Raw genomic sequence first — 25,273 nt, 5'->3', positions numbered from 1 at the left:
GTCAGCTTTCGAACAATGTCCCCAACATTCGCCCGCCTGGCCACGCTTCCCCATTTCGTACAAACACAGTCAGATGCCTGGCATTGGCCGTCAGTACCGCATCAAACACCCCAGATACCACCCACTAGCCATTTGGCTAGTATTTATCTTCAGTCTAAGGACGAAAGGCTAATTGTGTCGATCAAAATGCGATGTTACGGGCATGATCTTGGTTTCTTTTGATCGCCGAACCCGTGCGCGGCCAAGAATCGCCGTGATGACCTCGGTTTTGGCGTCGGCGTAGTAGTTCATGTCAGCCCATTGTTGTTGGGCCAACGCTTTCTTAGTCTGTTCGTACAGTTTGCGTTCACCTTCGTACTGCCGGAGCCAGTCGCGGAGTTCCAGGTACGGCGGCACAGCTGCATTGCCGCTGGAGAATACATGGATGTGCACGTCCCGTTCTGCGGTCCTGAACATGCGGTGCCCCGGTTCCCGGACCCGTAGAACAAAGCCGGCATCCTCCAGTTGAGGCAGGTAGGCGGTCTCGTCGGCAACATCCCGGATCGTGAGCAAAATGTCGATGATCGGTTTGGCTGCCAGGCCCGGGACCGAGGTGGAGCCAATGTGCTCAACCATGAGCGTGTGTTCTCCGATTGCACCACGGATTTGCTGAGCCAGTTTTGTGAATCGTTCGGCCCAGTGGGGATCATAATCGACGATGACAATGGGGCGTTCTTCACGGCCGCCGATGAGCACGGCGTCCAGGTGGGCATCAGAAGTCATTCGCCCATTATCCACTTGTCAGCGCTGCCCGCCGGCCACAAATCACAACATCGAACAGCCAAAGGTCACCATGGGCAACCCACCCAGTGGATGTTCTGCCGCGACACCAATCTGAGTCATCCCGGCCGACCTGTAGAGGTTGATCGCTCCTGTGTTTTCCTCACGAACTTTCAGCTCAAATCTGCTGAAGCCAGCATTTGCAGCGCACGTCAAAGCATCGACTAAAAGTGTCCGTCCCCCGCCGCGACGAGAAGCCTGCGGCGCCACTGCCAACATCTCCAGACACGCAACCCCGCCCCCTCCATCGACGGTGAGTGCAAAACCTTCCACATCATCGCCAAGTGCAGCGAATCGGACGATCCTGCAGGTGAATTTCTCTTGGGCACGTAGGCCGACAGCGACTGCATCAATGTGCCCGTCCCTTGTTGCCACAGCGTCGAGCCATAAATCGATGCAGCGTCTCTGGTCACTTTCGATGACACCGTCCCTAATTTCCATTCCTCAAAAGTACCCGAGTACAACTAAGTCCTTGACGCCCTTTCTGATGTGGCCTAGGCACCGAAAAGGGAAAGGCGCGCAGCGAGACTAGTGATTTATGAGTGCGCTGCATTGGTCTTTGCCCAGTCCTGGCGGTCAAGACGGAGGCGGTCAGACACCATCGCCCTCCCTGCCAGGACGGATCTGGAGACACCGCCGTGACCATAGGCGAGTTTCTGTGAGACTCCCTGTGAGCCCTTGTTGTCTTGAAAGGCCTCGGTAACAGCATTTATCGCCCCCAACACCTCAAATGCGAGGCTCGGCATGGCTGCCCGGGATTCTGTACCAATGCCTTGCCAGTGGTGCACAACGCCCAGCCACGATTCAGTTCTCACCTCACGCAAGACTGAAAAACTTCGAGCTCTCAGCGCAACAGTGCCGACAGACCGGCCACCGTGAAATACACCCAGTTCCAAGGCCCAATCCTGAAGGTCCCACGAACCGCGACGGCTCCAATACTGCTGCATCACATAAAGAGCCCGGTCACGCGGTGGAAGATCAGTCCGCGGCGTTAAGAACGGATTCGCTCCGGGACCATGCACGCCTGCGGCAGCGACGGCGGCAAACTCCGACAGCTCATCACCGCGCGGCACACGGAGCTCCGGTCGCGCAGTCACAACACGCAACTAAGCGAGAGGACAGTAATCTTCAAACATCTGCCCAGTGGGCTCAGGGCTTGCCTCAGAATTTCTGGGTTCGTCCATTTGCTGGAACGCTCCGCCCGGGGCGCCGCAAGGCGCAGCCCAGCGATGCAGTTACGGCTGGCGGACGAACAGACGCACGAAGTGCCAGCAGCGTGAAAATAGGTCACTGTCCCCAGTGTTATCCACAGTGTGGATAACTTTTTCCCACAACCCACAGACTTATCCACCGACGTTGACAACTCATTCGAACTATCCACAAGCCATCTTCGAAACCGGGGTTATCCATAGTTGTTCACAAAGTTATCCACAGAAGTGGATAACTTTGGGCTGATTACGCCGTCCTTGCCGTTGAGCCCCGTCAGAAAGTAATCCACAGCTGTGGAATTACATGTGTGTAACTTATACCCATTGTGCAAAACCCTGTGGGTAACTACGTGTACGACGAACTTTAAACTACTCGAACTACAGCTCTGTAAGTTATGCCCATGTGTGGACAGTGCTGTGGATAACTGTGGATACGTGAAAGTATGGAGTCATGGAACTTGCCGATTCTCTTGATGTCCACAGGGTTTTCCCACAGCAGCCCAGTGAAGAACAGATCGATGAGTATCGCCGCCTCAGTGCAGAACAGGGCAGCTCAGTGGCCATTATCAGCACCCGGCTGCGCAACCGTGACTATGCAGCCACGGTAAGTGCCTACCTGTCAGTGTCCTATGACCCTCCGACATTGTTGGTCAGCCTCTACGCCGAATCCAGGATTGCGCTGGCAGTGGCGGAGTCGGGCACGTGGGCGCTGTCGCTGCTCACGGCGGAGCAGAAATCCCCGGCAAATTGGTTGGCCAGTCCGGGGACCCCCATCGAAGGCCTATTGAACCAGATTGATTTCAGGCGCGGGCCACTCACCGACAATGCTGTCATTGCCGGCGCACTGGCCTACTTTGAAGTTGAAACGACCGACATCCACACGGCAGCAACGCATTTGCTGGTCGTGGGTCAGGTGGTTTCCATGGGTGAGGACGCGCCGTGGACCAAAGACGTCTCACCGTTGATCCACTACGGCGGGGAGTACCGCAGACTCAAGCCCTGAAGGGCCGACCGGACGGTCCGGACGGTCACCGATGTCCTGCGGGATGCGAGACAACGGTGAGCCGGCCGCCGTCGAGCTTTAACCGAAGATGATGATCGGGAAGGTGGAGACCTTCCAGAGGGTCAAACCCACCAACAGCAGCGCCACGGCGCCAATGCCGCCCCACTGGATCAGGGCGCGGTTCTTAGTAGGGGCGTAGGCGACGGCCGCCGCGCACAGGACGCCGGCAATCAAGCCACCCAGGTGTGCCTGCCAGGCGATGTTCGGGATGATGAAGCCAATGGCTGCGTTGATCAGCAGGAGCACAACGATTTGGCGAAGGTCGCCGCCACGCTTCTTCTGCACCACAAAGAGTGCACCAAAGAGGCCGAACACGGCGCCTGAGGCCCCTACAACCACTGTGTCGATGGGGGACAACAGCAGGACCCCTACGGAACCTGCCAGTGCGCTGACGAGATAGATGGCAAGGAATCGTGCCCTGCCAAAAGCCGGTTCCAGGGCGTTGCCTAAAATCCACAGCGCGTACATATTAAAGGCGATGTGCATGAAGTTCGTTGAGTGCAGGAAGGCCGAGGTCACCATGCGCCACGGTTCCGATTCGGTCAGGAACGGGGCATAGGCGAAATTTTGAAAGATGAAGCCTTTGGGGATGGCCAGGTCCAGTGCAAAAGCCACAACACAAATCGCCATCATGGTCATGGTGATGACGGGTCGCCCGGCACGGGCCACACCGCCGAAGATTGTCCGCCGGGATGGGACGGCCTTGGTCGATTCACGGACACAGTCAACACACTGGACACCCACAGCGGCGCTGCGCTGGCAGTCAGGGCAGGTTGGCCGTCCGCACCGCTGGCAGCTCACGTAGGAAACTCGGTCAGGGTGGCGCGGGCAGACAGGGGCACCTGTGGAAGGGTCCTGGACCGGGAATGGCGTGCTCATTGTGGAGTCCTCAGCGAAGAGATAAAAGGATGGCTTCAACCACCGGCCCACAGGGAACCGGCGGCTGAAGCCAGGAAAACGAACTAGTGCCTAAAGCTCGATTGCTTAGAGCTGCTCAACGGTGACGGAGTTGATGACAACGTCTTCGCGGGGCTTGTCGCCTGCACCGGTTGCAACGCCTTCAATGGCGTCGACAACCGCGCGTGAGGCCTCATCGGTGACATCGCCGAAGATGGAGTGCTTGCCCTGCAGCCAGCTGGTGTTCACGGTGGTGATGAAGAACTGTGAACCGTTGGTGCCGCGGCCGCCCTGGATGCCGGCATTTGCCATGGCAAATTTGTAGGGCTCGTTGAAGTTCAGGTCAGGGCTGATTTCATCGTCAAATTGGAAGCCGGGGCCGCCAATGCCACGGCCCAAGGGGTCGCCAGCCTGGATCATGAAGTCCTTGATGATGCGGTGGAAGATGGTGCCGTTGTACAACGGGGCGTTGGTCTTTTCACCTGTGGCCGGGTGGGTCCACTCGATGGTGCCGGTTGCCAGGCCCACGAAGTTGGCCACTGTCTTGGGAGCGTGGTTTCCGAAGAGGTTCACCACGATGTCGCCAAGGCTGGTGCTGATAGTTGCTTTTGCGGTTGGGATAGCAGTCATGGCGATATTCTGCCATGACTACGTGGGAGTTTTCTGACAACACAGGCCATTCCGCGTCCGGCGAACTGCCACGGGATAGCAACAGTGCACTTGTAGACGTAGGCTAAAACATGAAACTGCTGACATCTGGAGGAATTGTGAAGAAGGTTGACCGCATTGCCCGAGGTTTGGAAGATTCACTCAACACCGGCGTTGACAGCGCGGTGGATTGGGTCGCTCCCCGCATGGAACACGCAAAGGACTGGACTGTTCCCCGTGTGGAAGCCGCACTTGGCTGGGCCGTCCCCCGCATTGAGAAGGGCCTCGAACAGGCCTCGCCCATGGTTCAGGATGGCATTCGCAAAGCTGCCCAGTACACAGCCGACGGCGTCGCTGCCGTAACCCCAAAACTCCAGGAAGGCCTTGAAAAGTTGGCACCAAAGATTTCCGATGTCGTTGATGAAGCCACACCCCACATCCAGGAGGTGATGACCAAGACCGGCCCGGCAATCACCACGGCCAAGGACAAGGTGGTTGACGATTTCATTCCACTGGTTTCGGAAAAGTTGGGCAATGCCGCCCATGCCGTTGAGGTTGCGTTGGAGAAGTCCAAGGTTTCCCAGCAGGTGGAGTTGGCCGCTGCCAAACTGACCGGCAACAAGAAGGCCATCGCCAAGGCTGAGAAGGCCGCCAAGGAGGCCGCCAAGAAGCTGGCCGATGAACTCCAAAAGGCTGCCAAGAAGGAAAAGAAGTCCGGCAAGGGTTGGCTTGTGGTCGGCATCATCGCCGCGGCCAGCGCAGCCGGTGTCGCCGCCTGGAAGGCGTCCAAGCCCGTTGAAGACCCTTGGAAGACTCCTGCCCCCGTTGTTCCGGCCACGCCGTCCCACGTTCCCGTTCCCGTTCCCGCGGACGACGGCGCACTCAAGCAGGCGGCCGAGCTCGCCGACACTGTGGAAGAGAAAGTGAAGGACGCCGCAAGTGCGGCTGCTGAAAAGGTTGTCGACGTGGCAGAACAAGCCAAGGAAACCGCAGTGGCTGCTGCTGAAACCGCGGGCGATGTGGTGGATGAGGCCAAGGATAAAGCCGAGGACGTCGCGGAGGCAGTCAAGGACGCAGCCGCCAAGCCGAAGCCAAAGGCTCCTAAACAGTAACTAAACAGTCGGGACAGGGCCGGGATCCGAGAGGATCCCGGCCCTGCTGCGTTTAGTCAGGCCTTATTTCTTCCGACGTGAGATTTTCAACCCGCTTCGTCCCTGACGCAAAATCACGATGGCCAGACCGGCGAGGATCAAGCCGAGCCCAAAGTAGGTGCCGGCCGGCAGTTCCTGGTTAAGGAAAATCCCGGCAAGGAGCGCTGCTCCTGGAATCTCCACCAGGATCATCATGGAGACAACAAGTGGTGAGATGGTTGCCAGTAGATAGTTGAAGATCGTATGGCCAAACAGCTGCGCCGCCACCGTCACCGCCAGAATGCCCCACCAGGCTTCAACCGGGATGTTGACTAGGGGTTGCCCAAAGATGAAACACATGGCCAGCAATATAACCGAACACAAGCTGTAGCAGAGACTCGAGTACACGCTCGTTGAGAGCGTTTTACGGGCTTTGGCACCGGCCAGCGTGTAAACGGCCGCCAGAGCCCCTCCAGCCACCGCGAGCAGGTCACCCAGCAGCGCTTCACGGGAGACTCCCATGTCAAAGCCGGTAATGACCACAACGCCGACGAGCGCCGTGCCAAGACCCAGCAGGACCGGTCTTGCCGGCTTGTTCCCCCTGATCCACTGATACAGCGCAATCCAGGCCGCCTGCAGGCAGACCAGGGCCGTTGCCGCCGCAACACTGGTCAATTTGACCGACGTGACAAAGCAGGCGAAGTGGAGGGCCAGGGCTGTGGCCGCAATGACGATGTGTTTCAGTTCCGACCGTCTCAGCGAGGTGAACTGACGGTGGTTCTTCAGAAGTGCCGGCGTTCCCAGCGCAATGGCTCCAAACACGTTGCGCCATAAGGCAATTGTCAGAGGTGGGGCCAGGGTCGCTGCCATGATGGGGCCGGATGCTGAAACGCCCAGAATGCCCACAACGGCCAGAAGAAATATCACCGTTCAAGCCTAGGCCACGCCCGGATTGCTGCTTACCTGCAGGTGGAGGCACCCGTGTGCGGTTGAGCCTCTGAAGGCAGTGGGGGTTTGAAAGGCAGTGGGGGTTTGAAGTCAGTGCCAGTTTGAAACGCAGTGTGGGTTAAACAAAACAACCCCGGTCCGAAGACCGAGGTTGTTTCCCATGGTGGAGGCACGGGGACTCGAACCCCGAACCCCCTGCTTGCAAAGCAGGTGCGCTACCAATTGCGCCATGCCCCCATGAGGCTGATTCAGTATATATGAACCAAGTCCAAATAATTCAACCTACTGAATCAGTTGCCTTGCTCCATGTTGTCTTCACAACTTTGGATTCCTGCCACTTCTTGTTCAAAAATACTGCAGCACCCAAAGCTGTGACGACTATCAACAACTTCTTCACTACACACCATCCTTGACCAAGAACCTTTAGGTTCCGTGGGCGTACCTGGACTTGAACCAGGGACCTCTTCGTTATCAGCGAAGCGCTCTAACCGCCTGAGCTATACGCCCTCACCGACCCTCAACGGGCCGAGATAAAACTTTACCGCACAGCTTCCCAAAACCCAAAATCGGCGGGTCCAAAAGAGTTTCAGACCCGCCAATTCAAGGATTTTTGCAGGATTTACTGCTAATCGTCAGTCAGGGTGACACCAATTCCGCCCACCAGGGTGGAGGAAATGTTGTACAGCCAGGCCGACAGGACCGAAAGTGTTGTCAACAACACAACATTGACGACGGCGACGATGGTCGAGAAGGAGGCAACCTGGCCCAAGGAAGCAAAGCTCAGCAGGTCAAAAGGCGTACCGGCTTCCTGGCCCTGGATCTCGTTGATGAACTCATTGACCTTGTCGAACAAGCCCATGGTGTCCAGTACCGACCACAATACGATCGTTGCCACCACGGTGATGATGCCGAGTGCCACCGACAGCAGGAAGGCCATCTTCAGCACCGACCATGGGTCGATCTTGCTGACGAGCAGCCGTGCACGCCGGGCCTTGGCCTTCGGGGCAGGCTTGACCAACGTCGGAGGGGCTTTGGGCTTGGATGCCAGGGCCGTTGCTGCCGGACGCTGTGCGCCGGGGGCCGCTGGACGCGTTACGCCTGGGGTCCCTACGGGCTTGGCTGCGCCGGCTGGACGCTGAGGCGGCCGGGCAGGGGCACCTACTTTTGGTGCTGAACCAGGCCGCGGAATCGGCTTATTGGTGCTCAATCGGTACCTCCAGTTATTCCGTCATTACCTTTTAAAGGTACTTCATCATTCTGCTGGCCGCTTTCTAGCTCACCCGCAGCTGATGCTGGCGCTTCCACGTCTTCATCGAATTCCTCGTCTTCTTCGAGGCCACGTTCGGTGTTGCGTGCTATGCCAATGATGCGGTCGTTCTTGTCCGGCTTGGCGAAGATGACACCCATGGTGTCGCGCCCCTTGGCCGGCACCTCGGAGACGTTGGACCTGACGACCTTGCCGCCTCCCATGACCACCAGGACCTCATCTTCCTCCTGCACGATCAAGGCTCCGATAAGATCTCCGCGGTCTTCAACCAACTTGGCCACCTTGATGCCCAAACCGCCTCGACCCTGCAGCCGGTATTCCCCAACCGCAGTTCGTTTTGCATACCCACCCTCTGTGACAATAAACACATAGGATTCATCGCTGACCACCGATGCTGACAGTAACTCATCAAAGTCACGGAACTTCATGCCCGTCACACCGGAAGTTGCCCGTCCCATGGGGCGCAGTGCCTCATTGGTGGCTGTGAAACGGATCGATTGGCCCTTGCGGGAGACCAGCAGCAGGTCATCCGCGTCAGAGACCAGCTGGGCTGAAACCAGCTCGTCGCCGTCGCGCAGGTTGATGGCAATGACACCTGCCGAACGGTTCGTGTCGTAGTCCTCGAGCGAGGTCTTCTTGACCAGACCATTCTTGGTGGCCAATACCAAGTACGGGGACTGCTGATAGTCCTTGAGCTCCATGACCTGGGCGATCTTCTCGTCAGGCTGGAACGCGAGCAGGTTGGCCACGTGCTGGCCCTTTGCGTCGCGGCCGGCTTCGACCAGTTCGTATGCCTTGGCCCGGTAAACACGTCCCAGGTTGGTGAAGAACAGCAGCCAGTGGTGGGTTGTGGTCACAAAGAAATGCTCGACGACGTCGTCACCACGCAATTGCGCACCCTTGACACCTTTGCCGCCGCGGTGCTGGGTGCGGTAGTTGTCGCTGCGTGTCCGCTTGACGTAGCCGCCGCGGGTGATGGTGACAACCATTTCTTCTTCGGGAATGAGGTCTTCCATGCTCATGTTGGGGTCGTAGCCCATCATGATTTCCGTCCGGCGGTCATCGCCGAAGCGGGCAGTAATCTCCGCCAGCTCATCGCTGACAATGCCACGCTGAATTTCAGGATCAGAGAGGATCCTATTGAACTCGGTGATCATGGATTCCAGCACGTTGAAACGATCAGTAATCTTCTGGTGTTCCAACGCAGCTAGACGACGCAACTGCATGTCCAAAATGGCCTTGGCCTGGATCTCGTCGATCTCGAGCAGCTGAATCAAGCCGTCGCGGGCTTCTTCGGTGGTGCTCGAGCGCCTGATCAAGGCAATCACTTCGTCGAGAGCATTCAGGGCCTTCAGGAGCGCACGTTGAATATGTGCTTCTTCCTCCGCCTTGCGCAGGCGGAAGCGGGTCCGCCGAACAATGACGTCCATCTGGTGGGTGACCCAGTGACGGATGAATGCGTCAAGCGGCAAGGTGCGGGGAACGCCGTCAACAATGGCAAGCATGTTGGCGCTGAAATTTTCCTGCAACTGAGTGTGCTTGTACAGGTTGTTCAGGACAACCTTGGCAACGGCGTCGCGTTTGAGGACAATAACCAAACGCTGGCCCGTACGGCCAGAGGTCTCATCGCGCATGTCGGCGATGCCGGAAATCTTGCCGTCCTTGACCAGATCGGCGATCTTTATGGCCAAGTTGTCAGGGTTGGCTTGGAATGGCAGTTCGGTAACTACCAAGCAGGTGCGTCCCTGAATTTCTTCCACATTGACCACCGCACGCATGGTGATGGATCCACGACCTGTGCGGTAGGCGTCTTCAATGCCCTTGCGGCCCAGAATCTGTGCGCCTGTGGGGAAGTCGGGTCCCTTGACGCGCTCAATCAACGCTTCAAGAAGTTCTTCTCGTCCCACATTGGGGTTGGCCAGGTACCACTGCACGCCCTCGGAGACTTCACGGAGGTTGTGCGGGGGAATATTTGTGGCCATTCCCACGGCAATGCCCGAGGATCCGTTGACCAAGAGGTTCGGGTAGCGGGCCGGCAGAATCGTAGGCTCTTGGTTCTTGCCGTCGTAGTTGTCCTGGAAATCAACGGTCTCTTCGTCAATGTCCCGGACCATTTCCATGGCAAGCGGCGCCATTTTGGTTTCCGTGTAACGGGGAGCAGCGGCGCCGTCGTTGCCGGGGGAGCCAAAGTTGCCCTGCCCCAGTGCCAAGGGATAACGCATGGTCCAGTCCTGGATCAGGCGCACCAGCGCGTCATAAATGGAACTGTCACCGTGGGGGTGGTACTGGCCCATGACTTCGCCAACTACACGGGCGCACTTATTGAAAGAGCGCTCAGGACGGTAGCCGCCGTCAAACATGGCGTACAGGACTCGGCGGTGCACGGGCTTGAGTCCGTCGCGCACATCCGGCAGTGCACGGCCGACGATGACTGCCATGGCGTAGTCCAGGTAGGAGCGTTTCATCTCTTCTTGGAGATCAATCTGCTCTACCTTGTCATGCATCAGGCTCCCTTCAAGAACCTCTGCACTGGTGTCATCCACTGTGGGTCCTTCTGGGTTCTGCGGTGTTTCGTCACTCATAATCTTTATATTCCATTCCCAATATATGTCTTGTTCGCACTATTTCCAGAGAGGCATGTTTCGTGCCGGTCTAGATGTCGAGGAACCTGACATCCTTGGCGTTTTGCTGGATGAAGTTGCGTCGTGATTCAACGTCTTCACCCATGAGGATGGAGAAAATCTGGTCGGCTTCAGCTGCGTCGTCCATGGTGACTTGCAGCAGGGTGCGGTGAGCCGGGTCCATGGTGGTGTCCCACAGCTCGGTGTAGTCCATTTCACCCAGACCCTTGTAGCGCTGGATGCCGTTGTCCTTGGGGATGCGCCGTCCGGCAGCTGCACCGGCTTTGAGCGCAGCATCGCGTTCCTTGTCACTGAACACGTAGTCGTGCGGCGCGTTCGACCACTTGATCCGGTACAGCGGAGGCTGAGCCAGGTAGACATAGCCGTTTTCAATCAACGGACGCATGTAGCGGAACAGCAGCGTCAACAACAAGGTGGTGATGTGCTGGCCGTCAACGTCGGCATCTGCCATCAAGACGATCTTGTGGTAGCGAGCCTTGTTCACATCGAAGTCTTCCCCGATGCCTGCTCCGAACGCCGTGATCATGGCTTGGACTTCGGCATTTCCCAAGGCGCGGTCCAGGCGTGCGCGCTCAACGTTGAGGATCTTTCCGCGCAACGGCAGGATCGCCTGGGTATTGGGGTTGCGTCCGCGGACGGCTGAGCCGCCTGCAGAGTCACCCTCCACGATGTAAATTTCCGACAGCGCCGGGTCCTTGGACTGACAATCCTTGAGCTTTCCGGGCATGCCGCCCGATTCCAGCAATCCCTTACGGCGCGTGCTTTCACGCGCCTTGCGGGCTGCAAGCCGGGCCATGGACGCCTGGATCGACTTGCGGATGACGTCACGGGCAGGGCCGGGGTTACGTTCAAGCCAGTCGCCCAGTCCGTCGGTGACAACGCGCTGAACAAAGCCCTTGACCTCAGAGTTGCCCAGCTTCGTCTTGGTCTGGCCTTCGAACTGCGGTTCCGAGAGCTTTACCGAGATGACGGCCGTGAGGCCTTCACGGATGTCGTCCCCTGTGAGGTTGTCATCCTTTTCCTTGATGATGCTCTTTTCACGCGCATAACGGTTGATCAATGAGGTCATGGCCGCACGGAAGCCTTCCTCATGCGTGCCGCCCTCATGGGTGTTGATGGTGTTGGCATAGGTGTGGACGCTCTCTGAGAAGGACGTAGTCCACTGCATGGCAATTTCCACCGCCATGCTGCGTGAGGAATCCTCGGTTTCAAAGGCAATGACGTCCTCATGGACGGTCTCGTACTTCTTGGAAGTGTTCAGGTGCTTGACGTAATCGAGCAGTCCGTCCATGTACTGGTAAACAACTACGCGCTTTCCGGTAGTAACGTCCTTGCCCTCCGGAATGGCGTCCAGATCCGGATCCTCACCGAGGTCCTCCAATGTTTCGCGCTCATCGGAGAGCGTGATTTTCAGACCCTTGTTCAGGAAGGCCATCTGCTGGAAACGGGCCCGCAGGGTCTCAAAATCAAAATCGACCGTATCAAAAATCGTTGCATCAGGGTAGAACGTCTGGGTGGTACCGGTCTCCGTCGTGGTCTCGCCCTTGACCAGGGTGCCCTGAGGTTTACCACCGTCAGCAAACAACATGCGCCAAACAAATCCCTGGCGGCGGATTTCTGTTTCAACCTTGCGGGAGAGTGCGTTCACCACTGAAATACCGACGCCGTGCAGGCCACCCGACACCGCGTAGCCGCTGCCGCCAAATTTCCCTCCGGCGTGCAGGATTGTCATGACGACTTCAACCGTGGGTTTGTGTTCGGTGGGGTGCATATCCACGGGGATGCCGCGGCCGTTGTCCACAACGCGAACACCGCCTTCAGCGGTCAGCGTGATCTCAATATGATCGCAGTATCCGGCCAGTGCCTCATCAACCGAGTTGTCCACCACTTCATAGACAAGGTGGTGCAGGCCGCGCGGTCCCGTGGAACCGATATACATGCCGGGGCGCTTGCGGACAGCCTCCAGTCCTTCCAGCACAGTGATGTCACTTGCATCGTAGTGACCATCGTTTGCTGGTGCAGCAGGTGTTTTGGTGCTCGGTGCCACGCCTGTCTGCGTGTTTTCCGGTTCTGGATTCACGGCACTATCCGAATTATTCGTCGTCACAGGCGCGTTCGACCCCTTTGGTTATTCAGCTCGATTGCCAACAATTGAACGGGCACGGGACATTCATTCACCGTGCATCGTTTCCTTTTCGAAGGCAGATAAATACCGCTCTCAACAGAACCAAAAACCTGACACAGCGCCGCGGAGAGACGGTTATACGCCAATTCTACCTTGTAACAGGCTCAGATGGTGCCCCAACGTGCCCTAAAACGCGAGAAAAGCGGCTCAGGACGCAATTGTTGTCGCTTCTTTAAGGAGATGTACGGCCCAAGGGGTTTGAATGGCCCTGCAGCGCGTTGGCCAGTTTCGGCTCCGGCGTGAACTCAGCCGTAGGTGTCGCGCGGACCGCGTCCCTTGACGTTGCGAAAACCCTTGCGCCAGCTGGGAGCAGTGGGCCCCAGGACCATGATCTTTGTGACCACACCTCGGCCGAGGGCTTCATCGAATTTGGCCAGCAAAGATGACGAGAGCAGACGCAATTGGGTGGCCCAGCTCGTTGAATCACATCTGATGTGAAGGGTCGTCACCTCAAAACTTTCGGGCTGGCAGTGGGCAGCAATATCGGGCCCCACCAAGTCATCCCATTGGGCCATCACCGAGCCAACCGCCAAGGGCGAGCTCCAACCCCTGTCGGACACGAGTCGGCTGACAACATTTCCCAGGCCCTGGGGATCACGTCCGCCACCGTACTTTGCGTCGAGAAACGGTTTCCGCTTGTTCTTGGGTGTTGCTTTTTCACCCAACCGGTTGCGCGAAATCCGCAATTCCCCACGGCTTTTGGCGATGGTGCGCATGCGGTTCAGAGCCTCTTGGGCGGCGTCCACTTCGGTGGTGTGATCACTAGCTGCAGCTTGTTGACTGCGTTTTTTCCCCATGGGATCGTGAGGATTTGAGCCGGGTAGTGACTTATTCATCTGGAACTTCAGCCAGAACGACTCCGCCGGGAACCACCTGCACGGTTGCCCCGGCCAATTCGGCAGGAATGTCCTCACCCACGGCTGCTGTCACCAACACCTGTTCGGCCGCAGTGACCATCCCGGCAAGCTTCGTGCGGCGTTGAGCATCCAATTCGGCAAACACATCATCAAGGATGAGGATCGGCTGGTTCCCGGCAACATGCTTGTCCTCATCAAGGACATGGAAGGATGCCAGCCGCAAGGCCAAAGCAATGGACCACGACTCACCATGCGAGGCATAGCCGCGGGCCGGTGCCTGGCCCAATAACAAATCCAGTTCATCCCTGTGGGGACCGACCAGGGACATGCCGCGTTCAAGTTCGCGCGTCCTCGAAGCCAGCAGCTCTGCCCGGTACTTCGCGGTGAGTACCTCCACCGTGCACAGCGAAAGGTCTTCCCCTTCTTCAATTTTTGCTGGCACCCCAACCTCCGGGGAGCCGTCCATGTCGGGGGATGCGCCGTCGTGCTTCTGCGGATCATTTAAACTGCTGCGGTAAATTGCGTGCAAAAGTTTTGAACCGTCTGTCAACTGGGCATAGGCCTCGGCCATGTGCGGGCGCAGCCGGTTGAGCAGTTCCAGGCGTGCTTCCAGCAGGGTCGCGGCCACAATGGCAAGGTGTTCGTCCCACACATCAAGGGTGGACAAATGGGATTCGGAGACGCCGGAGCGGGAGAAATGTTGAGACCGTGCGGATTTCAACAAGGCATTGCGCTGTTTGAGGACGCGGTCATAATCGCTGCGCGTGCCGGCATGCTTGGGTAGCAGGACCACCAACAAGTCATCCAAAAAACGACGACGGTTCCCAGGGTCACCCTTGACGAGCGCCAAGTCTTCGGGCGCAAACAGCACCGTACGGCAAATGCCCAAAATGTCTCGTGCCCGGACCGGATTCGCACGATTGATGCGGGCACGGTTGGCACGGGTGGCGTTGATTTCCACTTCGACCATGACCTTTTGTCCGCCCCGGACGAGCTGCGCCCGGACAAGTGCCCGCTCGGTGCCAAATCGCAGGAGAGGGCCGTCGTTGCTGACCCGGTGGGAGGAAAGCGTGGAGAGGTAGCCGATGGCTTCCACCAGATTGGTTTTACCCAACCCGTTTGAACCAACAAGCACCGTGACGCCGGGGGTGAGCGTCAGGTCAACTTGGGCATAGCTGCGAAAATCGGTCAGCGAAAGGTGTTCAAGATACATGGAGTCGAACTTTTTCCACTGCTAGGAACCCGCGGGTTTTGTGGCGTGTCCACCAAATTGGTGGCGCAGTGCCGAAACCATTTTCATGGCTGGGGAATTGTCCTCACGGGATGAGAACCTGGCAAAAAGGGCTGCCGTGATGGCCGGCGCAGGGACTGCATTGGCGATGGCCTCTTCCACAGTCCAGCGACCTTCACCTGAATCTTCAACGTAATCGTCAATTGATTCCAAACCTGGATCCTCATCCAGTGCCTTGACCATCAGATCAAGCAGCCAGGAACGAACAACCGTTCCCTTTTGCCAGGCGCGGAAAGTTCCTGGCAAATCCTCGATGATTTCCTTCTTGGCAAGAAGTTCATAGCCTTCGGCGTAGGCCTGCATCAAACCGTATTCGATGCCGTTGTGCACCATTTTCGCGTAGTGGCCCGCACCAATACCGCCAACGTGAACAAAACTGTCGGCCCGTTCACCCTCAGGACGGAGGGCGTCTAGGACAGGAAGAGCACGCTCGATGTCTTCCTTGGCGCCGCCGGCCATAAGCCCATAACCATTTTCCAGGCCCCAAACACCACCTGAAACACCAACATCCATAAAGCCGATGTTCTTCGCAGCCAACATCTCGCCGTGTTTTTGATCTTCAGTGAAACGCGAGTTTCCGCCATCTACCAGAAGGTCCCCAGGTTCCAGCAGCTGCGAAAGTTCGTCTATGACGGAAGTGGTGATGTCACCTGAGGGAACCATGACCCAGATCAGTCTGGGCGCAGGAACAGCCGCAACCAATTCAGTCAGTGAGGGCACGTCGGTGACGTCGGGGTTTCGGTCAAAGCCTGTGACGTCAATGCTCGCCGCACGCAAACGCGCCCTCATGTTGAATCCCATTTTTCCAAGTCCAACGAGTCCGATATGCAAGGTGATAGCTCTCTTTCCTGGGTTGGAGACTGGAGGGAATCAAATAATGGCTGTCAATTACTGATTGGGCAGCCTTACCGGCATGACCAGGTAACGGTATTCGTCGCGGCGTTCGCTGTCGATCTCGTCCTGGGCACTGAGCATTGCAGGCTTTGGTGCGGAGGTGAAGGAGAACCTGACGTACTTGCTGTCAAAGGCGCTAAGCCCTTCGCTCAAGTAATGCGGATTGAAGGCGACGGTTATTTCATCGCCAACCAGGGCGGCTTCCAGGTTTTCAGAGGCCTGCGCGTCTTCGCCGGTTCCGGCATCCAAGGTCAGCTGTCCATCGGTGAAGATCAGCCGGACCGGAGTGTTGCGTTCGGCCACGAGTGATACACGGCGAACCGCTTCTGCAAGCGCACTGGTTTCAACCGTGGCATGGATGGGTGTGGTATCCGGGAACAGCGAGCGGATCTTGGGGTAGTCGCCATCGACCAACAATGAGGTGGTGCGGCGTCCACCGCTTTCAAAACCAATGAGTTCGCTGTTGTCGGACAAGGCAATGTTGATGTTTCCTGAACTGCCCAGTGTCTTGGCGACTTCGCTCAGTGTTTTGGCCTTGACCAGGGCACCTGCTGAGATGTTCGGTGTTGAGGGATTCCAACGAATTTCGCGAAGCGCCAGCCGGTAGCGGTCGGTCGCCAGCAAAGTAATGAGGTCGCCTTCAATCTCCATTTTTACGCCCGTGAGAACGGGCAGAGTGTCGTCCTTGCTCGAGGCAATGATGACCTGGGAAACAGCCTGTGCAAAGGCTTCGCCGTCGACGGTTCCACTGATGTCAGGCAGTGCGGGGAGTTCCGGATAGTCGCTGACAGGCATCGTTGACAAATGAAAACGGCTGCTGCGGCAGGTCAATGTGACCTTGCTGCCGTCGGTTTCAACATCAACAGGTGCGGCAGGGAGACTGCGGCAAATGTCCGCAAGCAACCGGCCCGAGACCAAAATGGTGCCCTCTTCGGAAATATCGGCAGGAATTTGCAGGCGCGCTGAAATTTCGTAGTCGAAACTGGCCAGGCTCAACGTTCCGGCTTCTGCCTTCAACAACAACCCTGAAAGCACTGGAACAGGTGGGCGTGGTGACAGGGAACGTGCGGCCCAGCTGACTGCTTCGGTCAGAACATCCCGTTCGACTCGGAACTTCACGGAAGGGTGCCGCCTTTCATGGTGCGAAAAAGTATCGTGCTGATTTTGCCCAACTTCCATGGAGGCCGTGGGCAGAGATGACATTACATGCTTGCAGCCAGCTTAGCCCCTTGGGCAGGGGATTTGGGTATCGCTTTGGAGTTGGTCAGGCTCGGTGAACAAGGGAAGGTAAATGTTCTTTGAAACGAATGAATCTGTAGTTCGTAGTGTTAATAAGTCCTGTGGATACTGTGGATAAGTGCCTCTCGGCCTGCACCACGGCTAAATTTGTCTGTGCACAGTGTGTGAGGATCCACCGCTTGAGGCTGTGAGGATGGGTGGAGAACTTTTCCGGCCGTTTTAATGATCCACAGGTTGGCGTGTAGTTATCCGCAGACTAGTGATGTTGTGCACCGGTCATCCACAGGGTTATCCACACCTGTTAATTTCTTTTTAAATTCGCCGCTGCGCGGCTCAAGCCTCGCGCTGCTGTTGCTTGATCTTGTTGGTTAGTTCCGTCACCTGGTTGTAGATGGCGCGACGCTCGGCCATGAGCTCACGAATTTTACGATCAGCATGGATGACAGTTGTATGGTCGCGTCCGCCAAATTCCTGTCCGATCTTCGGCAGGGACATGTCAGTGAGTTCACGGCACAAGTACATGGCGATCTGCCGAGCAGTGACCAAAGTCCGGGTGCGGGACTTGCTGCACAGTTCCTCAAGGGAGATGTTGAAGTAAGCAGCGGTCTGTCCCAGGATCGCTGTCGAGGTGATCTCTTGGGCGCCGTCGTCGGTGATGAGATCCTTCAACACCATTTCAGCCAAACCAACATCCACCGGCTGGCGGTTCAGACTGGCGAAGGCTGTGACACGAATCAGGGCGCCTTCAAGCTCTCGAATGTTCGTGGAAATCTTGGAGGCAATGTACTCAAGTGCGTCGTCAGGGGCTGAAAGACCTTCACCAATGGCTTTTTTACGCAGAATCGCAATGCGCGTTTCAAGCTCGGGCGGCTGCACATCGGTGAGCAGGCCCCATTCAAACCGTGACCGCATGCGCTCTTCAAACCCCTGGAGGCGCTTGGGCGGCAGGTCGGAGGTGATCACTACCTGCTTGTTGTTGTTGTGCAAGGCATTGAAGGTGTGGAAGAACTCTTCCTGGGTGGCTTCCTTGTTTGCAAGAAACTGGATGTCATCAATGAGCAGGATGTCAACGTTGCGGTACAGCTGCTTAAAGCTGGCACCTTCATCGTCCCTAATGGAGTTGATGAAGTCGTTGGTGAACTCCTCAGAACTCACGTAACGCACCCGGATACCGGTATAGAGTCGGCGTGCATAGTGTCCGATGGCATGAAGCAGGTGGGTCTTGCCCAAACCGGAATCACCATAAATGAACAACGGGTTGTAGGCCTTGGCCGGTGCTTCAGCCACTGCGACAGCTGCAGCGTGCGCGAAACGGTTGGACGAACCAATCACAAATGAATCAAAAACATACTTGGGATTGAGCCGGCCGAACTCCTGAGAAGTGCTGGGCAACATCGGCGAAGGTTTGGTGGCCGGTCCCACATGTTCGGGGGCGCTGTTCTTCTCACTTGGAAGGACTACCGCGGCCGGTGCCGCCTCTTCTTCCTTGACCGGAGGCACAAGATCGGCGTTGACGCTGAAGGCGCAGCCGATTTCTTCCGGAAATACTTGGGCAAGGGCGTCACTGAGGGCCGTGTGGAGCTGTGTCTGCAAAACTTCGCGCGTGAGCTCGTTGGGAACAGCCACCAACAAGGTATTGCCGATCAAGCCCTGGGGCTGGGTTAGAACAACGAATCCGCGCTGTCTGGGGGAAACCCGCTCATCTTGTTCCAGAATCCTGATGACGCGTCGCCAGGAACTGCCAACGTCATTGATGTCCTCAGTGCTCATTGATCGTTCCATCCTTACTCCCGCAGAATCTGCGGAAATGTTCATTGGGTGCACGCCTACCAGACGTGATTTCGGTTACAGCAGGCAAAGCGCCACTTTCTTCGCCCTGTCAACCGTTGAATCAAAGTAATCCACAGAGTTATGCACATCCGTGGATAACTAGCTACGCGCCTAGCCTAGAGGATGAAAAGCCTAGAAGATAGCGAGAGAAAGTGCTTGTGGATAAATGTCACAAGGATGGGTGTTTTTGGTGTCCATCCACAGATCTTGTCCACGGACTTGTGCACAGCTGTGCACAACGCCTGGATGGGGCTGAACCGGCCCTGTGAGGACAAAATGGATGAAGACCAGGCCCCCCAGCTGCTGTTCCGGCAGTATGGCGTTTGACTGGACGGGGCTGGATGACCTAACGTTGTGAAGTCCCATGTGTCTGTTTTGCGCTCTTGCGCACGCCCCCTGTAATTAGGGAGCGAAACGAGCAGGCATCCATATACTTAGCGTCGACCCCTTTCTTACCTGTTAGCTACGGGCAAGGCGCATCTTTGATTGTCTTGGAGTAACTACCGTGAGCAAGCGGACTTTTCAGCCGAACAACCGCCGTCGTGCCAAGAAGCACGGCTTCCGCCTTCGTATGCGCACCCGCGCTGGCCGCGCCATTTTGGCAGCCCGCCGCACCAAGGGTCGCGTAGAGCTGTCGGCCTAAACAATAACTGCTTGACGTCTAGTCGAGCCTTAGTGAAGTAGCAGTTGATCGCAGGTGCTAGCCACCAAGAATAGAATGCGGACTTCCGCCAACTTCTCACATACTGTACGTTCCGGCGTCCGCAATGGACGCCGGAACTTAGTGTTATATATGGTGTTCACTTCTGCCGACTCACCCAGCCAAATCGGGTTCATCGTGTCGAAGACCGTCGGGAACGCTGTGACTCGCAACCTCGTTAAGAGGAGACTGAGGGAAATAGTTGTCGAGACTGTTCGGCAGCATCCTTACGGAGTCAATGTAGTGGTGCGGGCACTGCCCGTTTCTGCTGCTGCCTCTTTCAGTGAGCTGGTCGCGGATTATCGCAAAGCCTGCTCTTCCGCTTTTTCCCGATTGCAGGGGAAGTCGGGAGCTTCTTTGCCGGCGGCACCAGCACCTGCAGTGAATAAGGTGAACGGGCCAAAAGGAGGAGAAGTTTTGTGAGCACATCACAAACTCAGCGTCGGGCACCCCAGTGGGTGGCCGACGTCGTACTCTTCCTATGGCACCTTCCCCGCAACATTCTTATTATTATTCTGAAACTGTACCGGCGCGTCGTCTCACCCATTTATGGGCAGGTGTGCCGGTTTTTTCCGTCATGTTCGGCGTACGCCCTGGAAGCCGTGACCGTTCACGGTGCCATCAAAGGCAGCTGGTTCGCTGCCCGACGAGTAGTCCGTTGCCACCCTTGGAGCGCAGGCGGCTTGGATCCGGTGCCTTCGCCGGCCACTATTGATTGGGATGACCCTGACACGGTGCCCCTCATTGTCCAGCTGAACCACCCGGATGTATTTCTGGCTAAACAACAGGAAACGCAAAGTCGCAACGCGGCTTGAGGAGATAGATAAAGAAATATGGGCTTCTTCAATACAATTCTGTTCCCCTTCAAATGGGTCGTCTCGTGGATCATGGTGCAGTTCCATGATGGCCTGACCTTCCTGGGGATGGACGGTGCTTCAGGTGTCACATGGACACTGTCCATCATTGGCCTGGTACTGGTGATTCGTGCGGCATTGATTCCTGTCTTCGTCAAGCAGATCAAGGCCCAGCGCGGGATGCAGGCACTGCAGCCGGACATGAAGAAGCTGCAGGCCAAGTACAAGGGCAAGACTGACCAGCTGTCCCGCCAGGCCATGGGGCAGGAACAGATGGCCCTGTACAAGGAACATGGCACCAACCCGTTCTCTGCATGCCTGCCCATGCTGATTCAGATGCCGTTCTTCTTCTCCCTGTTCCAGGTGCTTTCCGGTGTGGCCAAGGCCAACGCCTCAAACCAGGGTATTGGTGCACTGACCCATGCGGAGGTGGTGCAGTTCGACGAGGCCACCATCTTCGGGGCCCGCCTCTCCGACGCCCTGCTGCCTTCCTTCCAGGGCGGCAATCTGACCTTCGCCATTGCGGCGCTCTCGATCGTCATGATTCTTGCCATGATCGCCTCGCAGTTCATCACGCAGAAGCAGATCATGTCCAAGAACATGTCTGAAGAAGCGATGCAGGGCCCCTTCATGAAGCAGCAGAAGATGATGCTTTATGTACTGCCGCTTGTGTTCGGTATCGGTGGCGTGAACTTCCCCATCGGTGTTCTCATCTACTGGACCACCACCAACCTGTGGACCATGGGTCAGCAGTTCTTCGTAATTCGCCGCATGCCGACTCCCGGCTCGCCTGCGTACAAGGAATACCAGAAGCGTCGCGAGGCCAAGGGCCTGCCGCTGTTGGGTGCTTCCAAGAAGAAGGTTGAAGAAGAAGCGATCGAGGAAATTCCTGAGCCGAAGGGCCAGCGGAACCAGCCACAACGCAAGAACAGGAAGAAGAAATAATGCCTGAAGAAATGCAGCTTGTCCCTGAGGAAACACAGCTTGTCGCTGAGGAAGCAACGGCCACAGAGAACACCGGAGTTAGCCGCCTCGAGGAAGAAGGCGACATTGCCGCCGACTATCTTGAAGAGCTTTTGGACATTGCCGATATCGATGGCGATATCGACATCGAGGTCCGCAATGGCCGCACATACATCTCCATCGTTGCCGATGAGGAATCAGAACCCCTGACGAGCCTCGTAGGCCAGGATGGTGAAGTGTTGGATGCACTTCAGGAACTGACCCGCTTGAGTGTTTTGTCGGCCACCGAGTCTCGCTCACGCCTGGTCTTGGATATCTCCGGATACCGTGAGCGCCGGAATGTTGAACTGGCACAGATCGCCAATGATGCGGCGGCGGAGATCAAGGCCGGGGCGGAGTCCGTTGCCCTGGACCCGATGGGCGCCTACGAACGAAAGATCGTTCATGATGCCATTGCTGAGCTTGGTCTTGAATCGGAGTCCGAAGGCGAAGGCGCCAAGCGTCACATTGTAGTGAGCGCTGCGCACTAAAGCGCAGTGTATTCAAGGATTCAAAATGGTCCCGGCCACTACCTCAGGGAAGTGGCCGGGATCAGACTTAAGAGGACATAAACGTGGTGGAACTTACTGCACAAGAAGCCGTTGCTGCTGAGCGTATTTTTGGCGATCGCCTTGATCTTGCCAAGCGCTATGTGGAGCACCTGGCGACATCGGGGATTGAGCGCGGACTAATTGGTCCACGGGAAGTGCCCCGCCTGTGGAGCCGGCACGTTCTGAACTGTGCCGTAGTGGCGGAATTGATTGACGACGGAGTCAAGGTTGCCGATGTGGGCAGCGGCGCCGGTCTTCCAGGCCTGTGTCTGGCGATTGCCCGTCCGGACCTGTACCTGACCCTGATTGAGCCACTGGAACGCCGCGTCATTTGGCTAGAAGAGGTCGTCATGGACTTGGGCCTTTCCAATGTTGAAATCATTCGGTCCCGTGCGGAGGCGGCCATTGGCAAAGTGGAGTGCTCCGTCGTGACCGCCAGGGCAGTCTCGGCACTGAATACGCTTGCGCCGCTGACCATCCCGTTGCTGGGTGGCGAAGGAGAGCTGCTGGCCATCAAGGGCAAGAGTGCGGAAGAAGAAATTACCAAGGCTGCCAAGGTCCTCAAGAAGCTTGGCGGTGTCCACACTGAGGTGGTTGTGGCCGGCCAGGACATCCTGGAAGAACCCACAACTGTAGTGCGGGTGAAGGTGAAGCGGCGCTGATCCCCAGTGCTGTGGGTTGGAACCGATAGGCTAGAGGTTGGCAACCATCGCCACAGGAAAGTGAGAGTGTCAGCGTGACCAGTAGCGAAGCAGCTTCGCAACGGATCCCTCCGTTCATGACGTTAGGATCTGCACGCTCTAACGCTTTCGATCAACCTAAATCGGTTGATAACGTCGGCGGCGGCGCCAATGTTTCACGTGAAACGGGGGAAGCCAAGTCGAGTCCTCTGGATGACGACTTTGATGACAGTAGCCCCATCGCGAGCCAGCTGGTTAATGAAACCAAGCGCCGCGAGCGGCTTCTGGGCCGGAAACTGCCTCGCCCGAACCATACGCGTATCATGACGGTTGCGAATCAAAAGGGCGGGGTCGGCAAGACGACGACTACGGTTAACGTAGCAGCTGCACTGGCGTCGGCAGGACTTCACGTTCTTGTGATCGATATAGATCCACAGGGAAATGCATCTACGGCCTTGGGTGTTCCGCACCACGCTGAGATTGACAGTATCTATGATGTTTTGATCAATGACTTCCCCATGGCCGAAGTGGTCCAGCAGTGCCCGGATATTGACAACCTTTACTGCGCCCCCGCAACCATTCACCTCGCCGGTGCTGAAATTGAACTGGTGTCACTGGTTGCCAGAGAGCAACGACTACGCCGGGCCATTGCAGAATATGTGAAGTTTCGCGAACAAAATGGTCAACAACGCCTTGATTTCATCTTTATTGACTGCCCACCGAGTCTGGGGTTGTTGACAGTCAATGCGTTCTGCGCTGCCAACGAGGTTTTGATACCCATTCAGTGTGAATACTACGCACTGGAGGGTTTGAGTCAGTTGCTGAAAAACATCGAGATGATTCAAAAGCACTTGAATTCTGATCTTGTCGTTTCCACTATCTTGTTGACTATGTACGACGGGCGTACGAATTTGGCCGCACATGTTGCGGCCGATGTCCGAGAGCACTTTCCCGAACAGGTTTTGCAAGCCCTGATTCCCCGCTCGGTGAGGATTTCTGAGGCTCCCAGTTACCAGCAAACAGTCATGACTTACGACCCATCGTCCACCGGGGCGCTTTCGTATCTTGAAGCAGCAGCAGAACTGGCCGAACGGTCAGTAGGCTAGATATGCAATCCTTGCTTCACAATGCCATTTACAATGAAGTTCAGCCGGCCCCAGTCTCGTTGGGGCTAATTCAACGGAGGATGTCTCAATGACTGACAAGCGCAGGGGTCTTGGCCGCGGTTTGGGAGCGTTAATCCCCAATTCTTCGGGCGACGAGACAGGGTCCTCTCAGCCAACACGGCCTGTGGACCTCTTCTTTCCCGAACCTAAGGGACGAAAGTCACCGGCTGCGGCCTCCAAGACGACCAAGAAGCTGGCGGAACCGGCTGAGTTGGTTGACGTTCCCGGCGCCACGTTCATGGAACTTCCTGTGGGAAAGATCCATCCGAACAGGAAACAGCCACGTACGGTCTTTGATGAAGACGACATGGCCGAACTCGTCCATTCAGTCCGTGAAATCGGTGTGCTGCAGCCTATTGTGGTGCGGAAATCGACGGAGAAGGGAGACCAGCCCTATGAATTGGTTATGGGTGAGCGGCGCTGGCGGGCAAGCCAGGCTGCGGGGCTGGAAACCATTCCGGTTATTGTTCGTGAAACCACGGACGATAATCTGCTTCGTGACGCCCTGCTTGAAAACCTTCATCGCAGCCAGCTAAACCCCTTGGAAGAGGCTGCCGCCTACCAGCAGTTGCTGGAAGATTTCGGCACAACACACGAACAGCTGGCTGACAAGATTGGACGCTCGCGTCCGCAGGTTTCCAATACGCTGCGGCTGCTGAAGCTTCCTCCGGTTGTCCAACGTCGTGTTGCCGCGGGTGTTTTGTCTGCGGGACATGCCCGGGCATTGTTGGCGTTGCCCGCTGCTGAGGCAATGGAGCAATTGGCGCAGAAGATTGTTGCCGAAGGGATGTCTGTTCGTGCGACGGAAGAAGCGGTTCAGCTCTATCAGGCTCCGCTGAGCGGTCAGAAGGCTGCAACCAAGAAGCCCAGTCCCCGTCATGAACGCTTAGACTTCTTGGCAAGCTCGCTTTCGGACAGGTTGGACACCAACGTGAAGATTTCATTGGGCGCACGCAAGGGTAAAGTCAGCATTGAATTCGCATCGGTTGAAGACCTCAATCGCATCATGGACGTATTGAGTCCCGGCGGTAAATAGGAACCGAAGGCTGGGTGTGGCGGTGTTTCACGTGAAACACCGCCAGATTCTTTTAATGACGCTTCTCCAGGAACGATCCTAAGCTCCAGTGTTTAGTTCAAGATTTCCTTCGCGAAGGGGATAATTCACTCAGGGGAGCCCGTTCTTCAGCGTGATCGGCGAGTACCTGATAATGAGGATGATCGTCGGACCCCTAGTTGAAAATGCCCTTCAACACGAAGGGGAGCGTTTCACGTGAAACAGTCCCCTGGCCTGCAGGCAACGTTTCACGTGAAACGGGACGTGGATGGGGTATGCAGTCTTGAGGGTGTGCTCCATGGGCGCACCGCTCGCTTGGTTTAGCCGTTATGGTACAAACGGAGGGGA

General features: G+C 56.8%; 25 protein-coding genes and 2 tRNA genes. 10 read left to right on the top strand and 17 right to left on the bottom strand.

Features of this window, described 5'->3' with window-relative positions:
* Positions 1-168: 168 nt before the first annotated feature.
* The 3 genes from art_RS13180 to art_RS23330 form a co-directional block, all read right to left on the bottom strand.
* Entirely contained in the window at positions 169-762 is a 594-nt protein-coding gene (locus art_RS13180) for a GrpB family protein (RefSeq protein WP_038465520.1), read from the bottom strand.
* A 42-nt stretch (positions 763-804) separates the two neighbouring features.
* The gene (locus art_RS21100) at positions 805-1,260 is read right to left on the bottom strand and encodes an N-acetyltransferase (protein WP_052136519.1); all 456 of its coding nucleotides are present in this window, start codon (positions 1,258-1,260) and stop codon (positions 805-807) included.
* 95 nt (positions 1,261-1,355) lie between these two features.
* Complete coding sequence (locus art_RS23330) at positions 1,356-1,841, bottom strand: GNAT family N-acetyltransferase (protein ID WP_367643784.1); 486 nt, start codon at positions 1,839-1,841, stop codon at positions 1,356-1,358.
* Positions 1,842-2,478: 637 nt separating this feature from the next.
* On the opposite strand from art_RS23330, the gene art_RS13165 reads away from it, so the two are divergent.
* Positions 2,479-3,030, top strand: a complete 552-nt coding sequence (locus tag art_RS13165; RefSeq protein WP_038465518.1) for a flavin reductase family protein — start codon at positions 2,479-2,481, stop codon at positions 3,028-3,030.
* Positions 3,031-3,108: 78 nt separating this feature from the next.
* On the opposite strand, the gene art_RS13160 is transcribed toward art_RS13165, so the two are convergent.
* Both art_RS13160 and art_RS13155 read right to left on the bottom strand, forming a co-directional pair.
* Positions 3,109-3,969: a rhomboid family intramembrane serine protease gene (locus tag art_RS13160; RefSeq protein WP_038465516.1), complete on the bottom strand. Its 861-nt coding sequence runs from the start codon at positions 3,967-3,969 to the stop codon at positions 3,109-3,111.
* A 105-nt stretch (positions 3,970-4,074) separates the two neighbouring features.
* Entirely contained in the window at positions 4,075-4,617 is a 543-nt protein-coding gene (locus art_RS13155; RefSeq protein WP_038465514.1) for a peptidylprolyl isomerase, read from the bottom strand.
* 110 nt (positions 4,618-4,727) lie between these two features.
* On the opposite strand from art_RS13155, the gene art_RS13150 reads away from it, so the two are divergent.
* Positions 4,728-5,747 carry a hypothetical protein gene (locus tag art_RS13150; RefSeq protein ID WP_157875260.1) on the top strand — a complete coding sequence of 340 codons (1,020 nt, stop codon included), beginning with the start codon at positions 4,728-4,730 and terminating at the stop codon, positions 5,745-5,747.
* Positions 5,748-5,810: 63 nt separating this feature from the next.
* On the opposite strand, the gene art_RS13145 is transcribed toward art_RS13150, so the two are convergent.
* The 12 genes from art_RS13145 to dnaA all read right to left on the bottom strand — a co-directional run bounded on the left by art_RS13145 (position 5,811) and on the right by dnaA (position 18,858).
* The gene (locus tag art_RS13145; protein WP_038465510.1) at positions 5,811-6,692 is read right to left on the bottom strand and encodes a DMT family transporter; all 882 of its coding nucleotides are present in this window, start codon (positions 6,690-6,692) and stop codon (positions 5,811-5,813) included.
* A 182-nt stretch (positions 6,693-6,874) separates the two neighbouring features.
* Positions 6,875-6,950, bottom strand: a tRNA-Ala gene (locus art_RS13140).
* A 40-nt stretch (positions 6,951-6,990) separates the two neighbouring features.
* On the bottom strand, positions 6,991-7,110 hold the full coding sequence (locus tag art_RS22680; RefSeq protein ID WP_216699535.1) for a DLW-39 family protein: 120 nt from the start codon (positions 7,108-7,110) through the stop codon (positions 6,991-6,993).
* Positions 7,111-7,146: 36 nt separating this feature from the next.
* A tRNA-Ile gene (locus art_RS13135) sits at positions 7,147-7,220 on the bottom strand.
* Between the two features lie 118 nt (positions 7,221-7,338).
* Entirely contained in the window at positions 7,339-7,920 is a 582-nt protein-coding gene (locus art_RS13130; RefSeq protein WP_052136514.1) for a DUF3566 domain-containing protein, read from the bottom strand.
* Positions 7,917-10,562, bottom strand: coding sequence for a DNA gyrase subunit A (gene gyrA / locus art_RS13125; protein ID WP_038465506.1), 2,646 nt, complete (start codon positions 10,560-10,562; stop codon positions 7,917-7,919). Before gyrA ends, art_RS13130 begins: the two co-directional genes overlap by 4 nt.
* Positions 10,563-10,632: 70 nt before the next feature.
* Complete coding sequence (gene gyrB / locus art_RS13120; protein WP_052136968.1) at positions 10,633-12,669, bottom strand: DNA topoisomerase (ATP-hydrolyzing) subunit B; 2,037 nt, start codon at positions 12,667-12,669, stop codon at positions 10,633-10,635.
* A gap of 383 nt (positions 12,670-13,052) precedes the next feature.
* On the bottom strand, positions 13,053-13,604 hold the full coding sequence (locus art_RS13115; protein ID WP_052136510.1) for a DUF721 domain-containing protein: 552 nt from the start codon (positions 13,602-13,604) through the stop codon (positions 13,053-13,055).
* 31 nt (positions 13,605-13,635) lie between these two features.
* Positions 13,636-14,877, bottom strand: coding sequence for a DNA replication/repair protein RecF (gene recF / locus art_RS13110; RefSeq protein ID WP_038465502.1), 1,242 nt, complete (start codon positions 14,875-14,877; stop codon positions 13,636-13,638).
* Positions 14,878-14,898: 21 nt separating this feature from the next.
* The gene (gnd, locus tag art_RS13105) at positions 14,899-15,786 is read right to left on the bottom strand and encodes a phosphogluconate dehydrogenase (NAD(+)-dependent, decarboxylating) (RefSeq protein WP_038465500.1); all 888 of its coding nucleotides are present in this window, start codon (positions 15,784-15,786) and stop codon (positions 14,899-14,901) included.
* A 57-nt stretch (positions 15,787-15,843) separates the two neighbouring features.
* Complete coding sequence (gene dnaN / locus art_RS13100) at positions 15,844-16,968, bottom strand: DNA polymerase III subunit beta (protein WP_038465498.1); 1,125 nt, start codon at positions 16,966-16,968, stop codon at positions 15,844-15,846.
* A gap of 453 nt (positions 16,969-17,421) precedes the next feature.
* A complete protein-coding gene (gene dnaA / locus art_RS13095; RefSeq protein ID WP_038465496.1) occupies positions 17,422-18,858 on the bottom strand; it encodes a chromosomal replication initiator protein DnaA in 1,437 nt (478 codons plus the stop codon).
* A gap of 565 nt (positions 18,859-19,423) precedes the next feature.
* On the opposite strand from dnaA, the gene rpmH reads away from it, so the two are divergent.
* From rpmH to art_RS13070, 8 genes are all read left to right on the top strand, one after another.
* Positions 19,424-19,561 (top strand): 50S ribosomal protein L34, encoded by a 138-nt coding sequence (rpmH, locus tag art_RS21725; RefSeq protein ID WP_044569795.1) that lies wholly within the window; start codon positions 19,424-19,426, stop codon positions 19,559-19,561.
* A gap of 54 nt (positions 19,562-19,615) precedes the next feature.
* Entirely contained in the window at positions 19,616-20,041 is a 426-nt protein-coding gene (gene rnpA / locus art_RS21720; protein WP_082000280.1) for a ribonuclease P protein component, read from the top strand.
* Positions 20,038-20,433 (top strand): membrane protein insertion efficiency factor YidD, encoded by a 396-nt coding sequence (gene yidD, locus art_RS21715; protein ID WP_082000279.1) that lies wholly within the window; start codon positions 20,038-20,040, stop codon positions 20,431-20,433. The genes rnpA and yidD overlap by 4 nt, the downstream gene beginning before the upstream one ends.
* An 18-nt stretch (positions 20,434-20,451) precedes the next feature.
* On the top strand, positions 20,452-21,417 hold the full coding sequence (gene yidC / locus art_RS13090; RefSeq protein WP_038465494.1) for a membrane protein insertase YidC: 966 nt from the start codon (positions 20,452-20,454) through the stop codon (positions 21,415-21,417).
* On the top strand, positions 21,417-21,965 hold the full coding sequence (locus art_RS13085; RefSeq protein WP_038465492.1) for a R3H domain-containing nucleic acid-binding protein: 549 nt from the start codon (positions 21,417-21,419) through the stop codon (positions 21,963-21,965). The genes yidC and art_RS13085 overlap by 1 nt, the downstream gene beginning before the upstream one ends.
* 83 nt (positions 21,966-22,048) lie before the next feature.
* A complete protein-coding gene (gene rsmG / locus art_RS13080) occupies positions 22,049-22,687 on the top strand; it encodes a 16S rRNA (guanine(527)-N(7))-methyltransferase RsmG (protein ID WP_038465491.1) in 639 nt (212 codons plus the stop codon).
* A gap of 74 nt (positions 22,688-22,761) precedes the next feature.
* On the top strand, positions 22,762-23,811 hold the full coding sequence (locus art_RS13075; RefSeq protein ID WP_253901353.1) for a ParA family protein: 1,050 nt from the start codon (positions 22,762-22,764) through the stop codon (positions 23,809-23,811).
* Between the two features lie 88 nt (positions 23,812-23,899).
* Complete coding sequence (locus art_RS13070; RefSeq protein ID WP_038465489.1) at positions 23,900-24,907, top strand: ParB/RepB/Spo0J family partition protein; 1,008 nt, start codon at positions 23,900-23,902, stop codon at positions 24,905-24,907.
* Positions 24,908-25,273: the final 366 nt, after the last annotated feature.

Source organism: Arthrobacter sp. PAMC 25486, from assembly GCF_000785535.1.
Lineage (GTDB): Bacteria > Actinomycetota > Actinomycetes > Actinomycetales > Micrococcaceae > Specibacter.
Note: the sequence above shows the minus strand (reverse complement) of the source record. Positions and strands in the feature narration are given on the sequence as shown.